Source organism: Cellvibrio sp. KY-GH-1 (genome assembly GCF_008806975.1).
Classification (GTDB): domain Bacteria; phylum Pseudomonadota; class Gammaproteobacteria; order Pseudomonadales; family Cellvibrionaceae; genus Cellvibrio.
The window spans coordinates 3,063,124-3,082,166 of record NZ_CP031728.1 but is presented as its reverse complement, the minus strand read 5'-3'; the positions used below and the strand labels follow the sequence as shown (position 1 = coordinate 3,082,166).

11 protein-coding genes are annotated in these 19,043 nt (G+C 52.3%); 9 read left to right on the top strand and 2 right to left on the bottom strand.

Features of this window, described 5'->3' with window-relative positions; all coding sequences use genetic code 11:
• Positions 1-9 precede the first annotated feature (9 nt).
• The 9 genes from D0C16_RS13190 to D0C16_RS13150 all read left to right on the top strand — a co-directional run bounded on the left by D0C16_RS13190 (position 10) and on the right by D0C16_RS13150 (position 17,615).
• Positions 10-2,553, top strand: coding sequence for a hypothetical protein (locus D0C16_RS13190; RefSeq protein ID WP_151032811.1), 2,544 nt, complete (start codon positions 10-12; stop codon positions 2,551-2,553).
• The gene (locus tag D0C16_RS13185; RefSeq protein WP_151032810.1) at positions 2,550-3,500 is read left to right on the top strand and encodes a hypothetical protein; all 951 of its coding nucleotides are present in this window, start codon (positions 2,550-2,552) and stop codon (positions 3,498-3,500) included. Before D0C16_RS13190 ends, D0C16_RS13185 begins: the two co-directional genes overlap by 4 nt.
• A complete protein-coding gene (locus tag D0C16_RS13180) occupies positions 3,497-5,566 on the top strand; it encodes a hypothetical protein (RefSeq protein ID WP_151032809.1) in 2,070 nt (689 codons plus the stop codon). The genes D0C16_RS13185 and D0C16_RS13180 overlap by 4 nt, the downstream gene beginning before the upstream one ends.
• 2 nt (positions 5,567-5,568) lie before the next feature.
• Positions 5,569-7,458, top strand: a complete 1,890-nt coding sequence (locus D0C16_RS13175; RefSeq protein WP_151032808.1) for a hypothetical protein — start codon at positions 5,569-5,571, stop codon at positions 7,456-7,458.
• A 3-nt stretch (positions 7,459-7,461) separates the two neighbouring features.
• Positions 7,462-9,384: a hypothetical protein gene (locus tag D0C16_RS13170; protein WP_151032807.1), complete on the top strand. Its 1,923-nt coding sequence runs from the start codon at positions 7,462-7,464 to the stop codon at positions 9,382-9,384.
• Positions 9,385-9,450: 66 nt separating this feature from the next.
• Entirely contained in the window at positions 9,451-11,025 is a 1,575-nt protein-coding gene (locus D0C16_RS13165) for a hypothetical protein (protein WP_151032806.1), read from the top strand.
• Positions 11,018-13,150 (top strand): ATP-binding protein, encoded by a 2,133-nt coding sequence (locus D0C16_RS13160; protein WP_151032805.1) that lies wholly within the window; start codon positions 11,018-11,020, stop codon positions 13,148-13,150. The genes D0C16_RS13165 and D0C16_RS13160 overlap by 8 nt, the downstream gene beginning before the upstream one ends.
• Positions 13,147-16,707, top strand: coding sequence for a DUF4157 domain-containing protein (locus tag D0C16_RS13155; protein ID WP_151032804.1), 3,561 nt, complete (start codon positions 13,147-13,149; stop codon positions 16,705-16,707). The genes D0C16_RS13160 and D0C16_RS13155 overlap by 4 nt, the downstream gene beginning before the upstream one ends.
• Complete coding sequence (locus D0C16_RS13150) at positions 16,704-17,615, top strand: lipopolysaccharide assembly protein LapB (RefSeq protein ID WP_151032803.1); 912 nt, start codon at positions 16,704-16,706, stop codon at positions 17,613-17,615. The genes D0C16_RS13155 and D0C16_RS13150 overlap by 4 nt, the downstream gene beginning before the upstream one ends.
• On the opposite strand, the gene D0C16_RS13145 is transcribed toward D0C16_RS13150, so the two are convergent.
• Both D0C16_RS13145 and D0C16_RS13140 read right to left on the bottom strand, forming a co-directional pair.
• Complete coding sequence (locus tag D0C16_RS13145) at positions 17,612-18,277, bottom strand: ChrR family anti-sigma-E factor (protein ID WP_151032802.1); 666 nt, start codon at positions 18,275-18,277, stop codon at positions 17,612-17,614. The two genes, D0C16_RS13150 and D0C16_RS13145, sit on opposite strands and share 4 nt — an antisense overlap.
• A complete protein-coding gene (locus tag D0C16_RS13140; RefSeq protein ID WP_225318669.1) occupies positions 18,274-18,891 on the bottom strand; it encodes a sigma-70 family RNA polymerase sigma factor in 618 nt (205 codons plus the stop codon). Before D0C16_RS13140 ends, D0C16_RS13145 begins: the two co-directional genes overlap by 4 nt.
• Positions 18,892-19,043: the final 152 nt, after the last annotated feature.

Sequence of the window (19,043 nt, the reverse complement as noted above, 5' to 3'; positions counted from 1 at the left end):
AGTCGCGCTATGGACCCCACTCGCTATTTTGTGTTGAACAGCCTGGACGATTTCCGCACTCACCAGCGTCAGCGGTGCGTGTGGAATACCCGTGAGCAGCTGTTTCACCTGGCGATTAACCACCAGCCGCGTTTGCCCAGCCAAGGCCAGGCACTCGCGCTCGCCACCTGGGCAAAAGCGCAGCCCCTGGCGATGGATCAGTTCCAGCAACTGGGCTTTATCTCTCCCGACCAGCGGCAGTTGTATTACGCCCGAAGCTGGGAGGAAAAAGCCGAGTTTGATCGGCGCCAGCAGCTGCCCGAGGCAGAGCGCGCAACCCTCGCCAAGCTCGATGGTTGTGGGCCGGTTCTGGTGAACAGCGAGCAGCTGCAAGTAGATACCTTGGCGGAGCTAATTCTGGAGCCGGTGACGGCGAAAGCGGGTTGCAAGTTTAGTGATTTACACCTGGGGGGTGATGGACGAGTAGCGCTGCTTGAGGCGGATAGCGCTGGTGAAGTGGGCCTGCGTGTGGTGCATCTGGCGCGGCGCTGGCAGTTGAGCCTGCATTGGCCGTTGGCCGATTGGGGGCAGCCCAAACGCTGCTGGGTGGATTTGTTCAATCGCATCTGGGTGGCGAGCGACAGCCATCTACTGTTATTTGAAGGCGAGCCGCTGCCGCAGGATTATCGCCCTTGGGCAGACAGGTTCGAGCCGCTTCATATCAACCCCCACCCGCTGCGGTTGGTGGATCACTTGCCGCTTCCGCTCGGCCATGAACTTATGGCGCTGTGTGCCAACGCCGAGCAGTTGCACCTGCTGCTTTTGCACAGCGCTAACCAGACCCAGGAACTCTACAGCCTGCTGCTGGCGCAGTATAAAGCAGCCCCGGCGCGTCGACTTTTGTCTGGCCTCTTGCCTGGCTTGCCTTTGGTCATGGATATCGCATCAACCGAGACTGACCGGGTCTTTGCCCAATTTTATACCCCGCCGGAAGTGGTCAAGCACTGCGACTTCGTCTGCTTGTTGATTGACCCTGCGCAGCCGGACGGCAAACAACTTAGCCTGGAAGCGCGTGCCTATCCCATGCATAGCCAACGGAGTGTGCGCTTTGTGCAGGGCGATCCCTCCTCCATCCGCTACCTGCCCGACTCCGGCCCTACACGGGTAATTCCCCTGCCGCAAACCCGCTATCGCAGTGAAGGGCGCGCGCGCCTGACCCGCATTCTGGACAGCGGCGCGCCGGACACCTGGTGGGACAGGATCTACCTGGATGCCAGTATTCCCAGCGGTTGCAGCCTGCGGGTGTGGGTGAACGCCTATGAGGACTTTGCCCATGCCCCCAAAGACTGGCAGTTGCAGCCCGCGCCGCTCAAGTTACCGCTGGCGAGCGAGTTGCCGTTTTACCAAAGCCGTTTTAACTCCCGACTAAGTCACCAGGGTGTGTTCGAAATCCTGTTGCAGCGCCGCGATGGCAAGGTGCGTGATATTCGCGGGCGCTACCTGCAACTGGAAATTGAAATGTACGGCGATGGCCGCCACACCCCGGTGATTGAGTGCTTGCGCGTTTGCTACCCGCGTCAATCCTGGCAGGAACAATTCCTACCGCCACTGTTCCGGCAGGAGGAGTCGGTCGAGCTGTCCCAGCCTTTGTCGGGCGATGATCCGGATGCTCTGGAGCTACCGCCGCTGGACGCGGATTTGAACAATACCACAGCGCCGGTTGCTGCCAATGGTGCGGATTTTCGCGAGCGGTTGCTGAGCTCGCTCGATGGTTTGTTTAGCCCGTTGGAGCGGCGTATTGCCTGCGCGGAATCCTGGTTGTTACCGCAAGGGGCTCCCGCCGCCCAGTTGCCGGTATTGGCGGCCATGTTGGGCGAGCAATTGCCTGCTCATTGGCCGGAGCCGCGCCAGCGAGTATGGCTTGCTTGCATCAGCGAGTTGCAGCGTTGGAAGGGCACCCTGCGCGCGCTCTGTCTGGCGTTGGACATTGCCACCGACGGCGCCCTGGGACGTGGTCAGGTGATTCCGTTGGAGAACTATTTGATGCGTCGCACCCTCGCCACTATTCTCGGAATCGATATGGACGATGCGACCAATCCGCTCACTCTGGGTACTCGTCAGAGTGGAAATTCGCGGGTGGGCCAAACGCTGATCCTGAGCGATGAAAGCTCGCGGGACTTTGTCGCCTTGTTGGCGCCGGAGTTGTTGAATCAAAGTGACCAGGCTGTCGCGCGCCGGTTGATTGATGACTACGCCCAGCGCTTGAGTTTGCTGGTGCATCGCGATGCCTTCCCGCATCTGGCCAGTATTGAACAGGTACTAAAGGCCTATGTGCCGGCGGCGCTCAACATGAAAATTATTCAAACCGACAAGCCCTTCGTGTTGGGTTTGTCGCCCTTGCTGGGCATAGATACCTACCTGGAGCCCGCGCGCGCCGCGCGCCGTGTAGTGCTGGACGACACCTGGTTGGGGCGCGAGGGTCTGGTGCGCAACAACGCCAGCTTTTCACCGCGCGATCAACTCACCTCTGCACCCGCCAACTCCGCCTTAACTGCCAAAGGAGCAACCCTATGAGCCAGGCTTCATTTTCAGACACAGCCCTGAGCGAAAAACTGGAGCTGGACGCCCAACTGGCCCAGCCGCTGGAGCGGGTAAATTACGCCGCCGGGATGATGCTCAGCCTGGAGGCCATCAACGCCGAACAGCGCTATCACCGCCAGCGGGTCAATCGCTTGCAGTACTGGTTTCAGGGGGCGGGCACCCTGTTGGGGTTGGCCGTGAAGCAGGTTTCGGCGGTGGAAGTGGAAGAGGGCAAAGACCAGAGCCTGCGCCTGGTGGTTAGCCCGGGTATTGCCATCGATGGCCTTGGGCGCGAGCTGCTGTGCCACGAACCCTATTGCGTCAACTTGCGCGATTGGCTCGCGGCCCAACAAAAAAGTGACAGCGCCTTCCTCACCAACGCCAAAAAAGTCGGCGAAGAGGCCATCCAACTGAGTGTCACCATCCGCTATCAAAGCGCCTCCTCGGGGCTGCAGCCGGTGATGGCGCGCACTATCAACAGTGGCATAGATCCGGTACAGCCCAGCCGCGCTAAAGATGCACTCCTCTTGGAAATACTGCCCGGCGCGCTGCCGGTCGCGAGCACCGCATTTACCCGCGCCGGCCTGGCGCAGAACGCCGTAAACACCGCCGCGGTGGACGGCCCGCTGACAACCAGCGAGCGCGATTACCTGGCTGGCCTGACCGATGTTCAGGCGCAGCAACTGGCGCAGCTGCAAGCGCAACAGCTCTATGGCCCGCGCAGCGATGTGGGCGCGCTTGAGCTGCAGGGGCAATACGAAGAACTGGCGCGCGTGCTGCTGGCGGTGATCGAACTGCCGCTGCGCCCACCAAAACCCGAGCAGCCGCTGATAAGCCCGATTTTGCATCCCAAGGCGATTCGCATTAACAACCTCATTCGTCCGTTTATCACCACCCCTGACCAGTTGCGCTGGCTGTACCTGCAGGAGATTGCATCATGAGTTTTCTCGAAAGCCCGTTTAATCCTATGGCGACCTTTGAAACCCAGGCCAGCCTCAGCAGCACCGCCAGCCTGGACCCGAAACTGTCGCGTACTCACTACTACGATGGCCGCTTGCTCAAGGCCTCGGATCTGGTGCGCGACCAGTTCTATCTGGACGAACGCCTGTGTGAAGTCGGGCGGGTATTGGGGCAGGGTGTTGTTCGCGGCCTGCAGGTCCGGCTCAATCCCCAGGGTGGGCTGGACATCCAGGCGGGCCTTGCGATTGCGCCCTCGGGGCGGGTACTGGAACTGGAAACCGACATCGAAGGGCTCAAGCTGACGGACGATGCACTGCTCAACAGCTTCAATCCCAATTTCCGTTCCTTGGCGGCAGGGCTCTATGCGCTAGTGATTCGCTATGCGCAAAAAGGGGTAGGCACGGCCGAAGTCTTCCCCAAAGATCTGGAAAGCCAGCGCGGTTTTTACTTCAACGCCTATGAAGAGGGGGTCGAGTTCGCGCTGCAAAAGTTGGCGCAGCCACTGCCCTTGCAACACTTGCAACAGATGCCGGCAGATGAGATTGCCCTCTACGCCCGTGCGCAGCTGGTGCGTCCATTGTTGGTCAATAATCCCGGTCAACCGGTGGGTCTGGATGAAAGTTCGGTGGCGCTCGGGTTGTTGGCAGTAGAGCGGGGCATGCCCCAGTGGTTTGACCAGGGTTTGTTGCGGCGACCTTTCCGCAGCGCGCAAGCACTGAATTATGTGCAAATCGATTTATACAACCACTACGACGAATTGCTGCGCGCGCTTCTGGCACAGCGTCAGGTATTGCCCAACCGCGACCAGTTTTTGGCCTCACGTTATTTCTCGGTACTACCGCCGGTAGGTGCGATTCCCAAGGGCGCCATAGATCCGGAAAACGGCTACCAGCATTTTTTCCCCGCTGGTTATGAAGTCAGCATTTCGCCCCTGCGTGAAGACGATGTTGCCGCCGTGGTGCAGCAGAGCATGATGTTGGAGCCGATCGACCTGCAGCGCGAGCGGGATGTGGACATCATGGTTGCGGTAGTGCTGGACGATTTGCAATTCGCCACAGTCGCGCGCCAGTTGCAGCATTTAGCGGACAAGGTAGCGGGACAGAAAGAAGATTTTGCCCAGCCTCCGCATCTGGACGAATTTTTTCTGGGCAGTGCCCGCCTCAACAGCGCCGCCAGTGATAACCCATCGCTGTGGAAAAATATCTGGTCTAAAGCAAGCCGGGTTTTTTATGTGCGTCGGCCCATTCGCGTTGCCGAAACCCAGGTCAGTGCCGTGGTGTTAGCTACTGGCACACTGGAAGAATTAAAAAATTCCAGTGTGTTGTTGGAGCAACTGGAAGCTGCGAAAAAAAGCGTTGAAACCATGGAGAAAAATCTGGCCAGTACCATCAACCAACATCAACTGGCGTTGGCGAATAATCAGCTATTAAGCCAACAAATTATCGAGCTGAACAATGCGCTTGAAGCCACCAAGGCTGAATTAACTGCGTTGCAGGAAAGCAGTGCTTCGAGCGCGGATCTGACCGCGGCACTGCAAGAAATAGAGGCGTTAAATCAGCAAATCGCCAGCCATAAAAAAGCGTTGGACATTGCGCAAAAACAATTAGCCAGCAGCCAGGCCAATACGTTGGAAGCGCAGCAGGATGCACAACAAGTGCGAACTTTTATGGTGACGCTACTGGAATCGCAATCGGTGCAGTGGGAGAGCATGGAACTCCTCGCAAAACTGCGCATCCCCAATGAAGCTGAAGCAGAAGAAGCACAGAAAAAATTATTGGAAACGCTGGGTCGCAACAGCGATGCTCAACAGCAGCTGGTGCAATTGTTGGTACTGATGCCGGCCGCCTATGACGCGCTTAATTGGCCAAGTTTGTTATTTGTGTTTGAAAAAGATCAACCCAAAGCACTGCGCGAACATTTGTTGGCGGATGCATCGATCAGTTTCCTGGAATTGATGTTGAAATTTGGTGAGAGCAACGGTTTCCCCACCGAATTGCAAGCGGCCTGGAAAAAACGCCTAACCGCCTTGCGTCGCAGAGGGGGTTGATTATGGCTGAACAGTCAATTGTCATTTCTCCCGTCTATGGTGCAGCAGATACCCAGCGGTTACATTTTTTTGCTGGCCGCAGTTTATCGCAGCAGGAATTTGCGCTCATGCAGCGCTACGTGGACGAACGCTGCGAAGATTTATTGGTCGCGCGCCAACCCGGCATTGTTTATGGTTTGGAGGTGCTTGTACCGCGCGATAAAAATGAATTAACCCATAGTTCCTGGCGAATTAATCCTGGCCTGGGGGTGAGTTGGTCGGGCCGTGTTGTCAGCAATCGCACACCGATTCATTTGCGTTGGAATGAATTACGCGATGAATACCTGGCCCGTACAGCGGCCACCGGTGAAGCGCCGCTCGCCAATCTGCCCGATGGTTTTTATTTTCTCACGCTGCGTCGGCAAGTACGCGTTCTTGATGAACTGAAAAAAACCGACCCCTGTACGCGAACAGAATTGGACCCATTGCGCGATACCCGTGTGGCAACGCTCGCACAACTAAATTTGCAGCCGCTGCCTTTTGCCAGTGGTTGGATGGCGTTAAGCCGGCAACGCGTCGCCATGCGCGTGTTTAATGCCCTGCTGGTTGCGCATCCGCTGACACAACCATTGCCCTGGGAAAATAATCCGCTCGCGCCCGAGGATTTTCCTGATCCGGATGCAGGCGTATTTGCGGCCGAAAATCCCCACGAAGTAAAACTGGCGCTGGTAAAAATTAACGCCGGCGAGCCTGAATGGGTCGATGCGCAAGCAGGGCGATTGCTTGCCCGCGAGAATGCGGTGCAGCTGGCGATGTTGGATTACTGGCATAGTATTCTCAAAGCGCCAGCGCGTTTCCGTTTGGATGGTGCTGCCGCTGAGATTGCGCCGGAAAAAAATCTGCAGGAATTATTAGATCTGGATTATCTGCCTGCGGCAGGTAAATTTCCCGAGCAATTAATTAGCAATATTGCCGGCAAAGTCAGCCAAGTGGATTTTACCCAATGGCAGCGCCCGGCGTTGCAATTTGCCGCACACGGTTTGCAAATTGAAATAGTGCCGGTGCCAGCTAACAGTGTGCTGGGGGTGGTGCGTCAGGAGCTGGCGCGCGGCGTGATTGATTTAAGCGGTGCAGACATGGATCGTATTCGCTTGATGGTTGCGGTGAATCCGGACGATTACCACCCGCAACTATTTAATCTGCCGGAAATTGATAAAACCCTGGTGAAAGACGATTTGGCGAAAACCCAGTACCAGGCGTATCTCGCGTACAAAACCTGGGCGGAAGCCTATTGGAATCTATATTTCAAAATTGAAGTGCGAGCGCCTAAAAAATTGGCCGATCTTACGTTAAAAACAAAGGCAATTTTTTCGTCCCTGTATATCAGCCATATTCCCCATAACGCCTTTCCGGATTTAACGGCCGAACGCAGTTTGCGGCGTGAATTGGCAATTCCCGATATCTCGCCCAAGCCACAAAACGCAGCGGCTCTTTTGCGGGGATTAAAAATAGAGCGTTGCCGCGAATTAGGTTTTCCCATCAATAATCCGTTTACGGTCGATAACAAAAAATTACCGCGTCCCTGGAGTCTGTGTGATCAGGTGATCGCGGAATTGAAGGAAGAACCTTACAGCGATCCGTTATTTCCCGCAGGTGATGGGCTTATCGCCCAACGTATCGATACCCGCGAGGACATAGAGGAGATTGAACAATTTATTGTACGCACCAATCAGCTCATTGATGAGGTTCGCGATTATCTGAGCTCGCAGCGGCAGCAACTGGATTCAATTACTGTGTCTTTCTCGTCGCTGGCGGGTGGTATACCCGGCGATGGCACTGGTCTGAAATTATTCCGGTTGTCGGACAAACTGAAATTTACGACTTCCGCTGTAGTTAAAACTACGGAGAGCTAAATCATGGCCGATAAATTTAAAACTGATTTAACGGGTTTTGCCGGCATAGGTGGCTTTAATGCGATTAGCGGCGTAAATAACTTTACGTTTACACCGGCTAAAGAAACGCTACTGGAAAAAAACCTGGTTACCATAAAACCATCGCGTGCAATTGATGAGTTAATTAATTTTCGCCCACAAGTGCAGGAAATCTTTAATAGAAATGAAGTTCTGCCGGTAAAAGAAATTGTGCAAGTGGTCCCCAAAGAATTTGGTGTGCTGGGGCATATTGACCCTTCGCGGCAATTGCTGGTGGATGCACTGGCCGGTATTGCCAGCCTGCGCAGCCGGCTTAAAGGTGATGATGCGATTATTGCCAAAGCGAAAAAGTTGATGGACGACATTAGTGCGCGCAATGATGTAGAACAGCTGGGAATCAAAGCGGATTTTTGGACGTCATTTGACAATAAAGTGTCGCTGGCAACGGTCACCTATCAGGATGCGGCTAAAAATCCGGTTGATATACCCTTGAAGACGGTGGCCGATGTAACACTTCAACTTGATAAAGCAGAAAATACGGAAAAAGCCCCAGCGGCATCTTTGTACTCGGCGGGGCTATTTTCGGTTGGCAGCAATATGCGCAACGATATTCGCGAGATGGATAGCTTGCACGGTGTGCTAATGCGGCTGCAGGAAAACTTGAGTCGCGCGTTGGTAGCCAAGCGCAATTTGCTAACCAAACTTGATCTGGAGATTCCGGAGCGCCAACGAGAGTTGGAAAATCTAAACCAAGTGCGCCTAAAAGCACTGGGTGAAAGCAAAATGGTGGCATCGTTGGTAGAAGAAAACTGGCGAGAGGTAGAAGCCGCGTATGTAAAACGCGAAAAAATTCTCACTCATCATCGCGGTATTTACTTTGCCCGTGTCGGTGAGACACCGGTAGGAAAATCCACCTTGCTGGATGTGGATTTGCGCTACGGCACCTTGGAAGACTTGGTGCCGGGCACGGCGATCAGCCACCTGGAATTACCCGACGATATCGAGCCCTATATCGAAACGATTGCTGATATGCCTATCGCCCAGTGGAAATTTTTCAATCCCTACTGGAGCCAATTACCGGCGCGCCTGACGGTACTGAAATGGCTGGAAAGCAGACGCTTGCGGCTGAATTATCTCGCCGGACAGTCGCGCCAGGTTAATGGCAAATTTTTCAATATCATGCAGTCGCACCAAAGCATTCTGCAGGATTACGCGCGCTTTCATTTTCTCGGTGAAAATTCGCTGCAAGCCTTTTATCGCGAAGCGGTGCAAATTATTTCTTTGGAAGATTTATTAACTGGCGCTCCACACCAGTTGCGTGGACGCGCGCAATTTTTCCGCAATCAACTGGATCAAGCTACGCATTTACTGCTCAACAGTTTGCAGGCAGTAACACCCAGTTTGCGCCTGGACTGGGCTAACGCGGCAGAATTGGATCAGCTGGATTTGCGTCAACCTAACACCTGGCCTGGCATGCAACAGGCCAAGCTCGCCGACTTGAGTGAAATGCGCACCTTGGTGGAGTTGGTGAACTGGTGGTGGCGGCAATTAAATGACGGCGCCAGCAGTGCAGCGGTTACCACACTACGCAATTTATTGCGCGCGGCACTTATGGTTGCAGTGGGTGATGACCCCAAAGAAATGTTGCACGGATATTTGCAAGTGCTGCCAACACAGTTTCGGACTGGGGAATTAGTGCGCGCGACCCTGAATCGCCACGCGACTATAGGTACCGAATTGCAACTGGTTAATGAGCAGGATCAACTTATTGGCAAGTTGCATGTGGAAGATGCCGACGAGCGCGGTGCAATTCTGCGTATCGCACAGGTATACAACTCCAACGCAGTAAAACCGGACGCGCAATTTTCACTGGTAGGTGCTAAAGCGTCGGTGCGCAGTTTGGTGTAGAAATTTTTGCCTGAACGTAGGTTGCAAGAAGTAGATCGTAAACGAAAATCCTAACAGGTAACTGCAATGAGCAATCTGGCCGGTGTGCAAATTCATCGTTTAGTCTTGCGTGGTGATACGCGCGAGAAAGCGAGTTTGCTGGCGTCGCTGGATGCGCAGCGGTGGCCAGGAGATGATGACCAACGCATTATTTTTATCCGGCGTCTGGAAGTGAAATCACCCTGGTGGACGATGGCAAGCAAGCTGGTTCAAGAATGCGACGCTGAATATCATTCGGCGGCGCAGGCAAATACCGTTAGCGATGACAGTAACCTGATTATGTTTGCGTGCGAAGCACAATTGATTGCACAAGTCATCATCAATTTACAACGGAACCAATCGCCTTGGTATCAACAATCCTGGCTAGCGCAAACGCAGGTGATCGCGAAACCCATTGCGCTCTTGCTACACCGTCCGGTTCTGATTCCCGATGTCTTGCAGCAGTTACAGCAGCAACAGCAACTTGCATCCTTGTTTGCCCGTTTAACTGAAATGGAGTTGCGTCAGTTGGTTGAAGAGATGCAGCTTTTTTTAGCGATAAATCCGGTTCTTTTTGCTCGATCACTTGGTTCAACAGGTGACGATGTTGGAGCGGACAACAAGTCCCGCATTTTGCCTCCTGTGCAAACGCGGTGGATAAAAGCAATGCTGCCATTGTTGGCGGAAATATCGAGTGCTTCTGCGCAACAACTTGCATTGCAACTAGTTATCTGTTTGGGGTTGTGGAAGTTTTCGCCGCAACAGTTGCAACAGCCTTCGGCGTGGGTCTTGTGGTTTCGGGTGTTAGGCGAAAATGTACGCGCATTAAATTTAGCGGGCGCCTTTTCGTCGAAGGCGAAAAATTTTACCTCCGAAAACGCTGAGCCGAGTGCTGATAAAAAATCCGCACAGGTTGCAAACATGCTGGCAGAATCAGTCGGTGCTGAATCAGGAAATGCAGCAGTCGGTATGAGCGACACCAAGGATGCTGTATTGCCACCAGCGCGCCCCCTTGCAGATGTAAACGCGCAAGGTTCCATTCCTCAAGGTCACGAGCAAGTGGCAACAACGGGCCCAGCACAATGTGAGCAGTCTGAATTCAATACACCTTTAACTTATCGCTACATTCGGCACGCCGGCTTTTTGTATCTGCTCAACTGGCTGCGCGACTATCCCGCTTTGGTTAATTTACCGGTTCCCTTATCGCCCTGGTTGTGGATTGCACAGCTTTATGCGGAGTGTTGTTCGGTTTGGCGATTGCCACCGGATAAATCGCTGCAGCAATTGTTGGTAGAAATTAGCGGTCTGGATGACATCGAGCTTCATCAAACGACTAATCTATTTCCAACTGCAGAATTACGCGCAGCACGCATGTATTTGCAAGCACGTTTGGAAAAATTTCAGATTGACGATTACACCTGGGTGAATGTGCCGGCGCGGGTGTGGGTGGAGCAGGGTTACATCCAAATTTATATTCACGAATCCTGTGTGCGCTTAGCACTGCGCCTTGCGGGTTTGGATATCAACCCCGGTTGGGTTCCCGGTTTGGGGCGGGTTATCCAATTTCACTTTGGCCATTACCCTGAGTTGCCTGCTGCCGAGGGAGGTTTACCTAATGAATGATCTCGTTACGTCGCTAAGGTCGCCAGCAGTGCTAACACCGCCAAAAATAAGCCGGGAATTAAATCTGGAGCTGTGGGTTCGCGGTAGTCTCAGCTGGTTCATGCAAACGCAAATAACTGCAGTAGACGTTAATACGAAAGAAAATAATGCAATTGACGTAAATTATTTGCCAGCTTCATGGTCGCAAGAGCTGGCGGCACATTTGCAGTGTACGAGTGCAACTATGGAGACATACTTGCATCAGTTGACGCTGGCGCAATTGGATTTGTCTCCGGGTGTGCGACGTTTGGTGGAGCAAGGTGCTTTGGAAAAAGCGCAACTATTTGTTTTGGGCTTTTGTGCGGTACTGAATGATTACTACGAATTAAATCTCGCGCTGCAAACCTTGCAAGGCACACAGCAAAATGCCTGGCCCAGATTGTATTTACTGTGCGATCTGGTAGAGGCAATTTGTGGTCATAGGGTTTCTCCCACCGAAATGGCGCAGTGGCATTGGTTGCACAGCAGCGTTTTGCAATTGCATTCGGCGGGGCCTTTGGCGCTAGCCTGGGTGGAATTCAATATTCGCGATTGGCAATGGCTGCAAGGTGTTACGGCGGCGACCACTGTTCGCAATGAATTTTTTAGCGTTATCCAATACCCCGGTGAGGTTTACCGGGGCACTCCCTCTAATGGTGTGAATACTCGTAATGCTGTGAATACTCGAACGGCAAAAGAGTGTTCTGATTTTGCGGTTGCTATTCGTCTGGAACAATTGCAGCAGTTGCATCTGTGTGGCAGCCGTGGTGCGGTGATGAGTTGGGTGAAAATTCTGGCTGAAAATTTAAATAAAACACCGGTGTTATCGTCAGCGCGCTGCCCATTGCACTGGATGAATTTGTTATGTATTGCAAACAACCTATTGCCGGTTGTCGAGGCATCTGGTGATTTGCCGAAGCCAAACGATTTTTCTTGCGCTGCTGATTTTAATTGCGATGTAAAACACACACCTATCGTTGTATGGCATGTCGCCCCCTTGAGCGTCGCCGATCTGGCGGAGCTTCAACAATATAAGTCGGTGGCGATCCATTATTTACCCGGCAGTCTTCGCGATGAGCGCTGTACTGCCTGGCGGCGCTGGGTGCCGCCTGCCCAGGCCGAGGAATTTGGCCGGCGTTGGCTCATTGCGCCGGAAACAATTCCCGCTCTAGCGGCAAGCTTGCCGTTATCGGTTTGGCAACAGCCCGCAGCAGAATTGCGTGCAGCAATTGGTCAGGCGCGTCAGCAATTAGCGCCGGAACATTTGCAAAACCTCGCGTTTCTGGTGCCGAACCAAGTAGCGGCAGATGCGTTGGTACTTAGTCCAAAAATTCACGTGGAGCTTGAGGCGTTGCAGGTTCGATGTGAACAGCGCGAGCAGGTATTTAGTGAATTGGGTGCGGCGGTGGTCGGCGGTGGACACGGTGGTGTGAAGGCGCTCTTATATGGCGAGAGCGGCACCGGAAAAACCCTCGCAGCGCTTTACCTGGCGCACCGATTGGCTACCCCTGTGTATCGTCTGGATCTGGGGGCGGTGCTCAATAAATATATTGGTGAAACCGAAAAAAATATTCATCAGCTAATGTTGGAGGCGGCGGCGGGTGATTTTATTTTGTTGATTGATGAAGCCGATGCGCTTTTTGCCAGACGCGGTGATGGCGATAGCGGTGGCGAGCGTTTTGCCAACATGTTAACCAATTATTTACTGGCGCGTATTGAACAGCATCCCGGCATTGTGCTGATGACAACCAATGGCTTGGGGCGTATGGACGGCGCGTTTATGCGGCGTTTTGATCGTGTTATTGAATTCCACTCCCCGGCATTGGATGAGCGTGCGCAGCTCTGGCAAAACCATTTGGGCGCGCGCAGCCCGGGTGAGCAAGCTTGCATGCACCTCGCGAGTCTGTGCGATTTAAGTGGCGGGTTTATTCGCAATGCGGTTCTTGCAGCAGCGGCTGAGTTGCCGGTTAGCGAACAGTCACAGTTAAGTTTTACGTGTTTGTTGCAATCCGTTGCGCGTGAATACCGAAAATCCGGCAAGCCGCTACCGCCTAAATTGCTCAATCAATTAAATCTGGCGCAGCCTGATAAGGCAGTGCAAGTATGAGCCAGACTCAATCACTCAAGAAAAAATCAGCGCAAGACAGCGGAGAAAAACAATCGCTGCAGCGCAGTGCCCAAAAAAATTCCGATGAGGCGCTAAACAAAAAAGCAACCGCTACCCCCGAAGAGACTCCCGCGCTACAGAAAAAAATTTACCGTACCGCAGAGCCTGAGCAGCCAGAAGGCAACGCGCAGCGAAAACCTCGCTTGCAAACCAAGCTCAGTGTCAGTGAACCGGGCGATAGCCACGAACAAGAGGCAGATCGTGTTGCCGACGAAGTGGTTAGCCGCAGCGCAGCACCTGTTGCAGAGGAAAATAAATTAAATCCTGGCAATACCAAGCCGGAAAATAACGCCGCTAGCCCGCAATCCCTGCAAACCAAAATCTCGCGCATGGAAGAACCTGCTGCTGAATCTGCACCGGTAGAAACTGAAGTACCATCAACCGAGACGGAAGCCGCTACTGACGCGGCAGCAAATTCCGAACAGGGCGTGAGTGAAGAGGTTGAACAACAAATTGCCGGGATGCGCGGCCAGGGTGCGCAATTGCCAGAGCAATTGCGCACGGAATTGGAAGGCCAATTCAATCACGATTTTTCCTCTGTCTCTATTCATACCGGCGGAACCGCCGATGCACTCTGTAAACAATTAAGCGCACGCGCGTTTACCGTTGGCAGTGATATTTTTTTCGCGTCCGGTGAATACGCACCGGATTCACAAGAAGGCAAACGTTTGCTGGCCCATGAGTTGACGCACGTGGTGCAGCAGGGGAGTGGCGTTACAAGGAAGATAATGCGGGATGTAACACCTGCTCCATCACCTGCAGTTAGCCCGGGTTCAGATGCAGAAACCAAGTTGAATGAACTCTGCAAACTCGAGTTGCCGCCAATAAAACACCGCCACGCGGCACTTTACACCGGACATGGCGCGCGCCGTGCGGCAGGCTATGCGCGTAACACGAGCGAGCAACAGATAGATGTTTGGAAGCGTGATGTAAATTTAACTGAGGCAATCATTGCGCAAAAAATACAGGCGTCGCTGCAACGTTCAAATCCGAATGCGACCTTCACGATACCGTCTTCCCCGCATGCGATGGTAAATTTTTCACTACCGGGAAGTCCAACACCAATCAGCGGTCAATGGCGCGGGTTGCGAAATCAATTGTTGATCCCTGATTGGGACAGGCGGGGTGTTGCGTTAACTACTCGTGAAAATAAATTCCAGGTCGATCACATGATCGAGTTGCAAGTCTATGGTGATTCAACTGGAAATTCTGGCAACGTCGTTGGAAATATGGAGTTGCTCAAAGGGTCATCAAATGCAAGCTCTGGTTCTACCATAAAAAATAAAATATACGAAAAAGTATTTGATTTTCTGGGAGCGCAGGACAGTAATTTCGCCACCCTCGCTGAAGACACTAAAAAAGCGCGCAGGCGCAGCTTTCTCAGTGCCCATACCATAAATTTCACTGAAATGGTTCGTGGTTCAGGTCGCGGCGGTGATGATGCTGATTGGTGGACTAAAGCCGAGATTGAAACCGGGGCGCACATGGATATTTTGCAAGCCGCACCTGCGACACGGTTGCAAGGTAGCTCTGGGAATTTCGTATTTGCGACTGGTCCAGGGGGTAGTGAAATTCGTCGTTACTCCTACACAGGCTTTCCAATCGCAGTAACGGATCCAGCTGGACAGAACGCTTTTGCTGGGATAATCATTAATTCTTTCAATCTGAACAATCAAGTCGAAGTTGGCACAGAAGGGGCTGATGTCGGAACAATTCAGGGGACTTGGAATTTGCCACAGGGTTTCGCATCCGGTGCCGCTGTAACCATCCCATTAAAAGCGATTGGACCTTATTGTGCTGGGCCAGGGCAAATTCCGCCGTTAAATACCACTTTTAATCATCTGAGCCCGGTTGAATTTACCGAGTTCGAAATTCGCAACAATGAACTTTATTCGATGGGGCGAATTCCCACTCCGACGATTCCGTTATTGTCGCGCGCACAAATTGGTCTGGTGCTACAGGGAGATGACATTCGTTTCCAGATTCAATACAACACTGGCATGTTGAATTTGCCTATCCCGGGCGTCTCGATTGACGATAGCAGCATTGCGCTTTTTTACAGTGTGCAACAGGGGTTCGGTGCAGAGGGTAGTTTGGATTTTGGCATCAATAATCTGGGCGCGGGCAATTTGTCGGTAGCCGCATCGCAAGAAAGTGGATTTTCTGCGAGCGGTAACTTTTCATTTGATACCAGTTTGTTTGATCGCGCGCGCATCGGTATTTGGTATAGAAATGGTGCATTTGGGGGCTCTGGTGAAATAGGTATAGATACACCCAATAAAATTCGTGGTATTCGACGAGCAAATTTGAATGTAAGTTTCACCGACGGAAACTTTTCAGCAACAGGAGATATTCAACCAGCAATACCAGGTGTTCAACAGGCGGGATTGCGGGTTATCTACACTGAGCAAGAAGGCTTAACTATCGGAGGCAATTTACAATTAAATAATGAAACTCCCGGGCTACAATCCGGATCTGTTGATGTGACGTTAAACAAGCGCGACGGCCTTTGGAAGGTTTCTGCAACAGGTACAGCAGTTCCTGCGATTCCAGGCGTAAATTCCCAGTTAACGATTAACTACAACGATGGTACTTTCACCGCCGAAGCCAATGCTGATTATTCGCGCGGTATGTTGTCCGGACGCGTGAACGCGGGCGTGACTAATCGCACGGTTAATGCGGATGGTTCGCTCAGTGAAACTGCTACAGAGGGAAATCCGCTAGTAATTTACGGCGGCGGCCAACTCACCTTACAAATCGCCCCTTGGTTGCAAGGAACTGCCGGAGTGCGTTTTGCGCCGAATGGCGAAGTCACCGTTACCGGCGAAATTGGTTTGCCGAGTCAGTTAGAAATATTTGCGCGCAAAGAAATTAATAAATCGATTTTTAACATAGCAGTACAAGCCCCCATATTTCCCGGCATTGTTGCAGAAGTGGGGGGCGGCTTGAGCGCTACTGCTGGTATTGGACCGGGCGTTTTGGATCGCTTGAGTTTGGGGATCACTTACAATCCCGCACACGAAGACCAAACGCGAATTACCGGAGACGCCCATTTAAATATTCCTGCCAATGCCGGTTTGCGTTTGTCGGTGCGTGCAGGAATTGGATTGGGTATTACCGGCGCCAGTGCAACCGGCGGTTTGGATATTGGCGGAACTCTGGGTATTGAAGGTGCAGCAGAAGCCGGTGTGCATGTCGAGTGGACACCAGCAACCGGTTTGGATCTTCGCGCCGAAATTGCGGTACACGCCCAACCCAGTTTTACCTTCGATATTGGTGGTTATGTCAGCGTACGCGCATTGGGTTTCGAAGTTTATGACAATCGCTGGCAATTTGCCTCTTATACCTTCGGTTCAGATTATCGTTTTGGAATTCGCTTGCCCATTCACTATCACGAAGGTGAGCCCTTTGATATTTCGCTCGATGACGTTCAATTTGAAGTGCCTAACATAGATACGGATCAATTACTGCGTGGCCTGATAGCGAGGATTGCATGATGACTACTGACGCTCTGAGACAAAATCAAATCCAACAACAATTGCGCGCCGGAGTAGATGCGCATGTGCGCGGAAATTTACTCGCCGCCGAAAATGCGTACAAAACAGTGTTGAGCCTGGATGATATTAATGCAACGGCGCACAACAACCTGGGGTTTGTTTACGGCCAGCAAGCCAAGTGGCCGCTGGCGCTGGAGCATTTGCACAAGGCCATTGAAATAAGCCCTGACTATGCCACGGCCATGTCCAACCTTGGGCAAATTTATTTTTCTACCGGTGAGCAGGAGAAAGCATTAACGCTATTGGAGCAAGCCATCGCATTGGATGCCAATGACCCACAGCATTGGCACAACCTCGCGCGTATAGATTTGCTTCGCGGCAATTTCCAGCGCGCCGAGTATGGTTGGTGGCGGGCCTGCAATTTGCGTGCGGATTTTCTGGATTATCAAGTCAATATGGCAATTGCCATAGCAGCGCAGCACAGGTTTGCGGAAGCAGAAAAAATTTATCAGGGCGTTGTCGCGCAACAACCACAACATTTTAATGCGCTTCTGCAATTGGGTATCTGTTGGTTGCTGATGAAAAACTATGGCAATGCGCAACAAATTTTTCAACGCGCCTTGCAGCTAGATCCACAAGACCCATCGCTATTGCGACATTGTGGTTTGGTTGAGTTGACGTTGGGCAATAAAGTCAGTGCGGCGCACTTCTTTCAGTCCTTGCTGGACCTAACGCCGGAAGATCAAGACGCGCGTGTTGATTACGCGTTAGTACTGCTGGAATTGGATGACAAGCTGGCATTAGCGGAGCAGCGTGATTATTTGCAGGCAGTTGCTCTGCCGGGCGAACGTGTGCTCCGCTATTTGCCGGTGATTGACCGTGCGTTAGGTGAGCCGGAGCTGCATTAGCTCCATGCGATAAATGGATTTAATATCCGGTGCCAACCAGTAAATTTCAACGGCGCACTAAGCACAGTTAAGCAAATACAATCTTCATTTTGTAATGCCGTGGGGCTGTGTTTATGGCTTGCATCGCGCGCAATAAAATCGCCTGTGTGATAAACACCGAGCTCATCGGAAAAGCCGCCGTTTAAAATCACCGTATACTCAACACCCTTGTGGGTATGAGTAGGAATTTTTGCCCCGGCTTTAATTTTCTGCAGCGCTACCTGAAAGCCTTTGGTTCCGAGTAGTTTGGTCAAATCGTATTTACTTACTTCTTTGGTTTGTCGATGCCAGGATAAATTCTCCAAGGGTTCAGGCAGGTATTTTTGAAGTGGATTTTGCGCCGCTGGTGCTGTTTGTGTAGCCGGTGCAGCAGGGCGCGAGTTCCTGATTGCTGGAAGGTCTTTATCGATTTCTGCCATGAGCGCATCAAAACTGGAGCCGTCGGTGCTTGCAGGCGTAATGTTTTCCAGCAATGCGCCGCCCAAATGGTTGAAATTTTTCACATGCGTGCGGCACTCATGACAAAAACACAAGTGCATCGCAATTGCCAATGCCTCGGGCGCGCTTAGGCTACCCGCAGCATAGTTCATCAGCGTCATATCATCCGGGTGCCAGGCGTTCATAGTTCTTTAGCCTCAAACATAACTCTTAACTTTTGCAGTGAAAGGCGCAAGCGCCCTTTCACGGTACCTAAGGGAATATTCAATTCCTCTGCCACTTCTTCGTGAGTCTTGCCCTCGTAGTAGACTTTGCGCAGGGCAATCATTTGTTCTTCGGGTAATTTGTTGATGGAATGATTAACAAATTTTTCGGTGGATAAATTCTGAATCGAACAAACGGTCGTGTCCTCTTCAGTGGGTATTTGCCAGAGGTCTTCTGTCTCAATGACGACTTCCGCGCGCGTGCGATTTAATTTACGCAGCAGATCGATGCGTTGGTTGCGGGTGATGGTAAAAATCCAGGTCGAAACTGAAGCAAGCGCGGGCGAGTATTTATCGGCATTGCGCCAGACGTTGGTCATAACCTCCTGCACCAATACCTCTGCATGTTGGCTAAAGCCCTGGTTAATCGCATAGGCCTTAATACGGGGCGCGAAATAGGTGTATAGCTGCCGAAACGCAGCGCGATCATCCTGTTGCGCGACCCGGCCAAGTATTTCGGCCCAATGCAGCGCGTCACCGGGCATATCACTACCCGTCGTAGAGTCATTCATGGACCTGGCCTTTGCGTCAGTCATCAGTTAATGCCTCATTATCGCTGGTTAAGGGCTGCTTGCCAGAAGAAAAATGTTTAGGTCCCTTTATACGTTGAAGCGCTTGGGCTGGATCAGTGGGGTACAGCCACGTGATGCGGGCAGGTAAAAAGGCTTGCCAAGAGGTTTTTTGTGTA

Bases quoted from the DNA above. Each gene is read 5' to 3' on its own strand.
- D0C16_RS13190 (WP_151032811.1), top strand. From the start codon at position 10: ATGGACCCCACTCGCTATTTTGTGTTGAACAGCCTGGACGATTTCCGC.
- D0C16_RS13185 (WP_151032810.1), top strand. From the start codon at position 2,550: ATGAGCCAGGCTTCATTTTCAGACACAGCCCTGAGCGAAAAACTGGAG.
- D0C16_RS13180 (WP_151032809.1), top strand. From the start codon at position 3,497: ATGAGTTTTCTCGAAAGCCCGTTTAATCCTATGGCGACCTTTGAAACC.
- D0C16_RS13175 (WP_151032808.1), top strand. From the start codon at position 5,569: ATGGCTGAACAGTCAATTGTCATTTCTCCCGTCTATGGTGCAGCAGAT.
- D0C16_RS13170 (WP_151032807.1), top strand. From the start codon at position 7,462: ATGGCCGATAAATTTAAAACTGATTTAACGGGTTTTGCCGGCATAGGT.
- D0C16_RS13165 (WP_151032806.1), top strand. From the start codon at position 9,451: ATGAGCAATCTGGCCGGTGTGCAAATTCATCGTTTAGTCTTGCGTGGT.
- D0C16_RS13160 (WP_151032805.1), top strand. From the start codon at position 11,018: ATGAATGATCTCGTTACGTCGCTAAGGTCGCCAGCAGTGCTAACACCG.
- D0C16_RS13155 (WP_151032804.1), top strand. From the start codon at position 13,147: ATGAGCCAGACTCAATCACTCAAGAAAAAATCAGCGCAAGACAGCGGA.
- D0C16_RS13150 (WP_151032803.1), top strand. From the start codon at position 16,704: ATGATGACTACTGACGCTCTGAGACAAAATCAAATCCAACAACAATTG.
- D0C16_RS13145 (WP_151032802.1), bottom strand. From the start codon at position 18,277: ATGAACGCCTGGCACCCGGATGATATGACGCTGATGAACTATGCTGCG.
- D0C16_RS13140 (WP_225318669.1), bottom strand. From the start codon at position 18,891: ATGACTGACGCAAAGGCCAGGTCCATGAATGACTCTACGACGGGTAGT.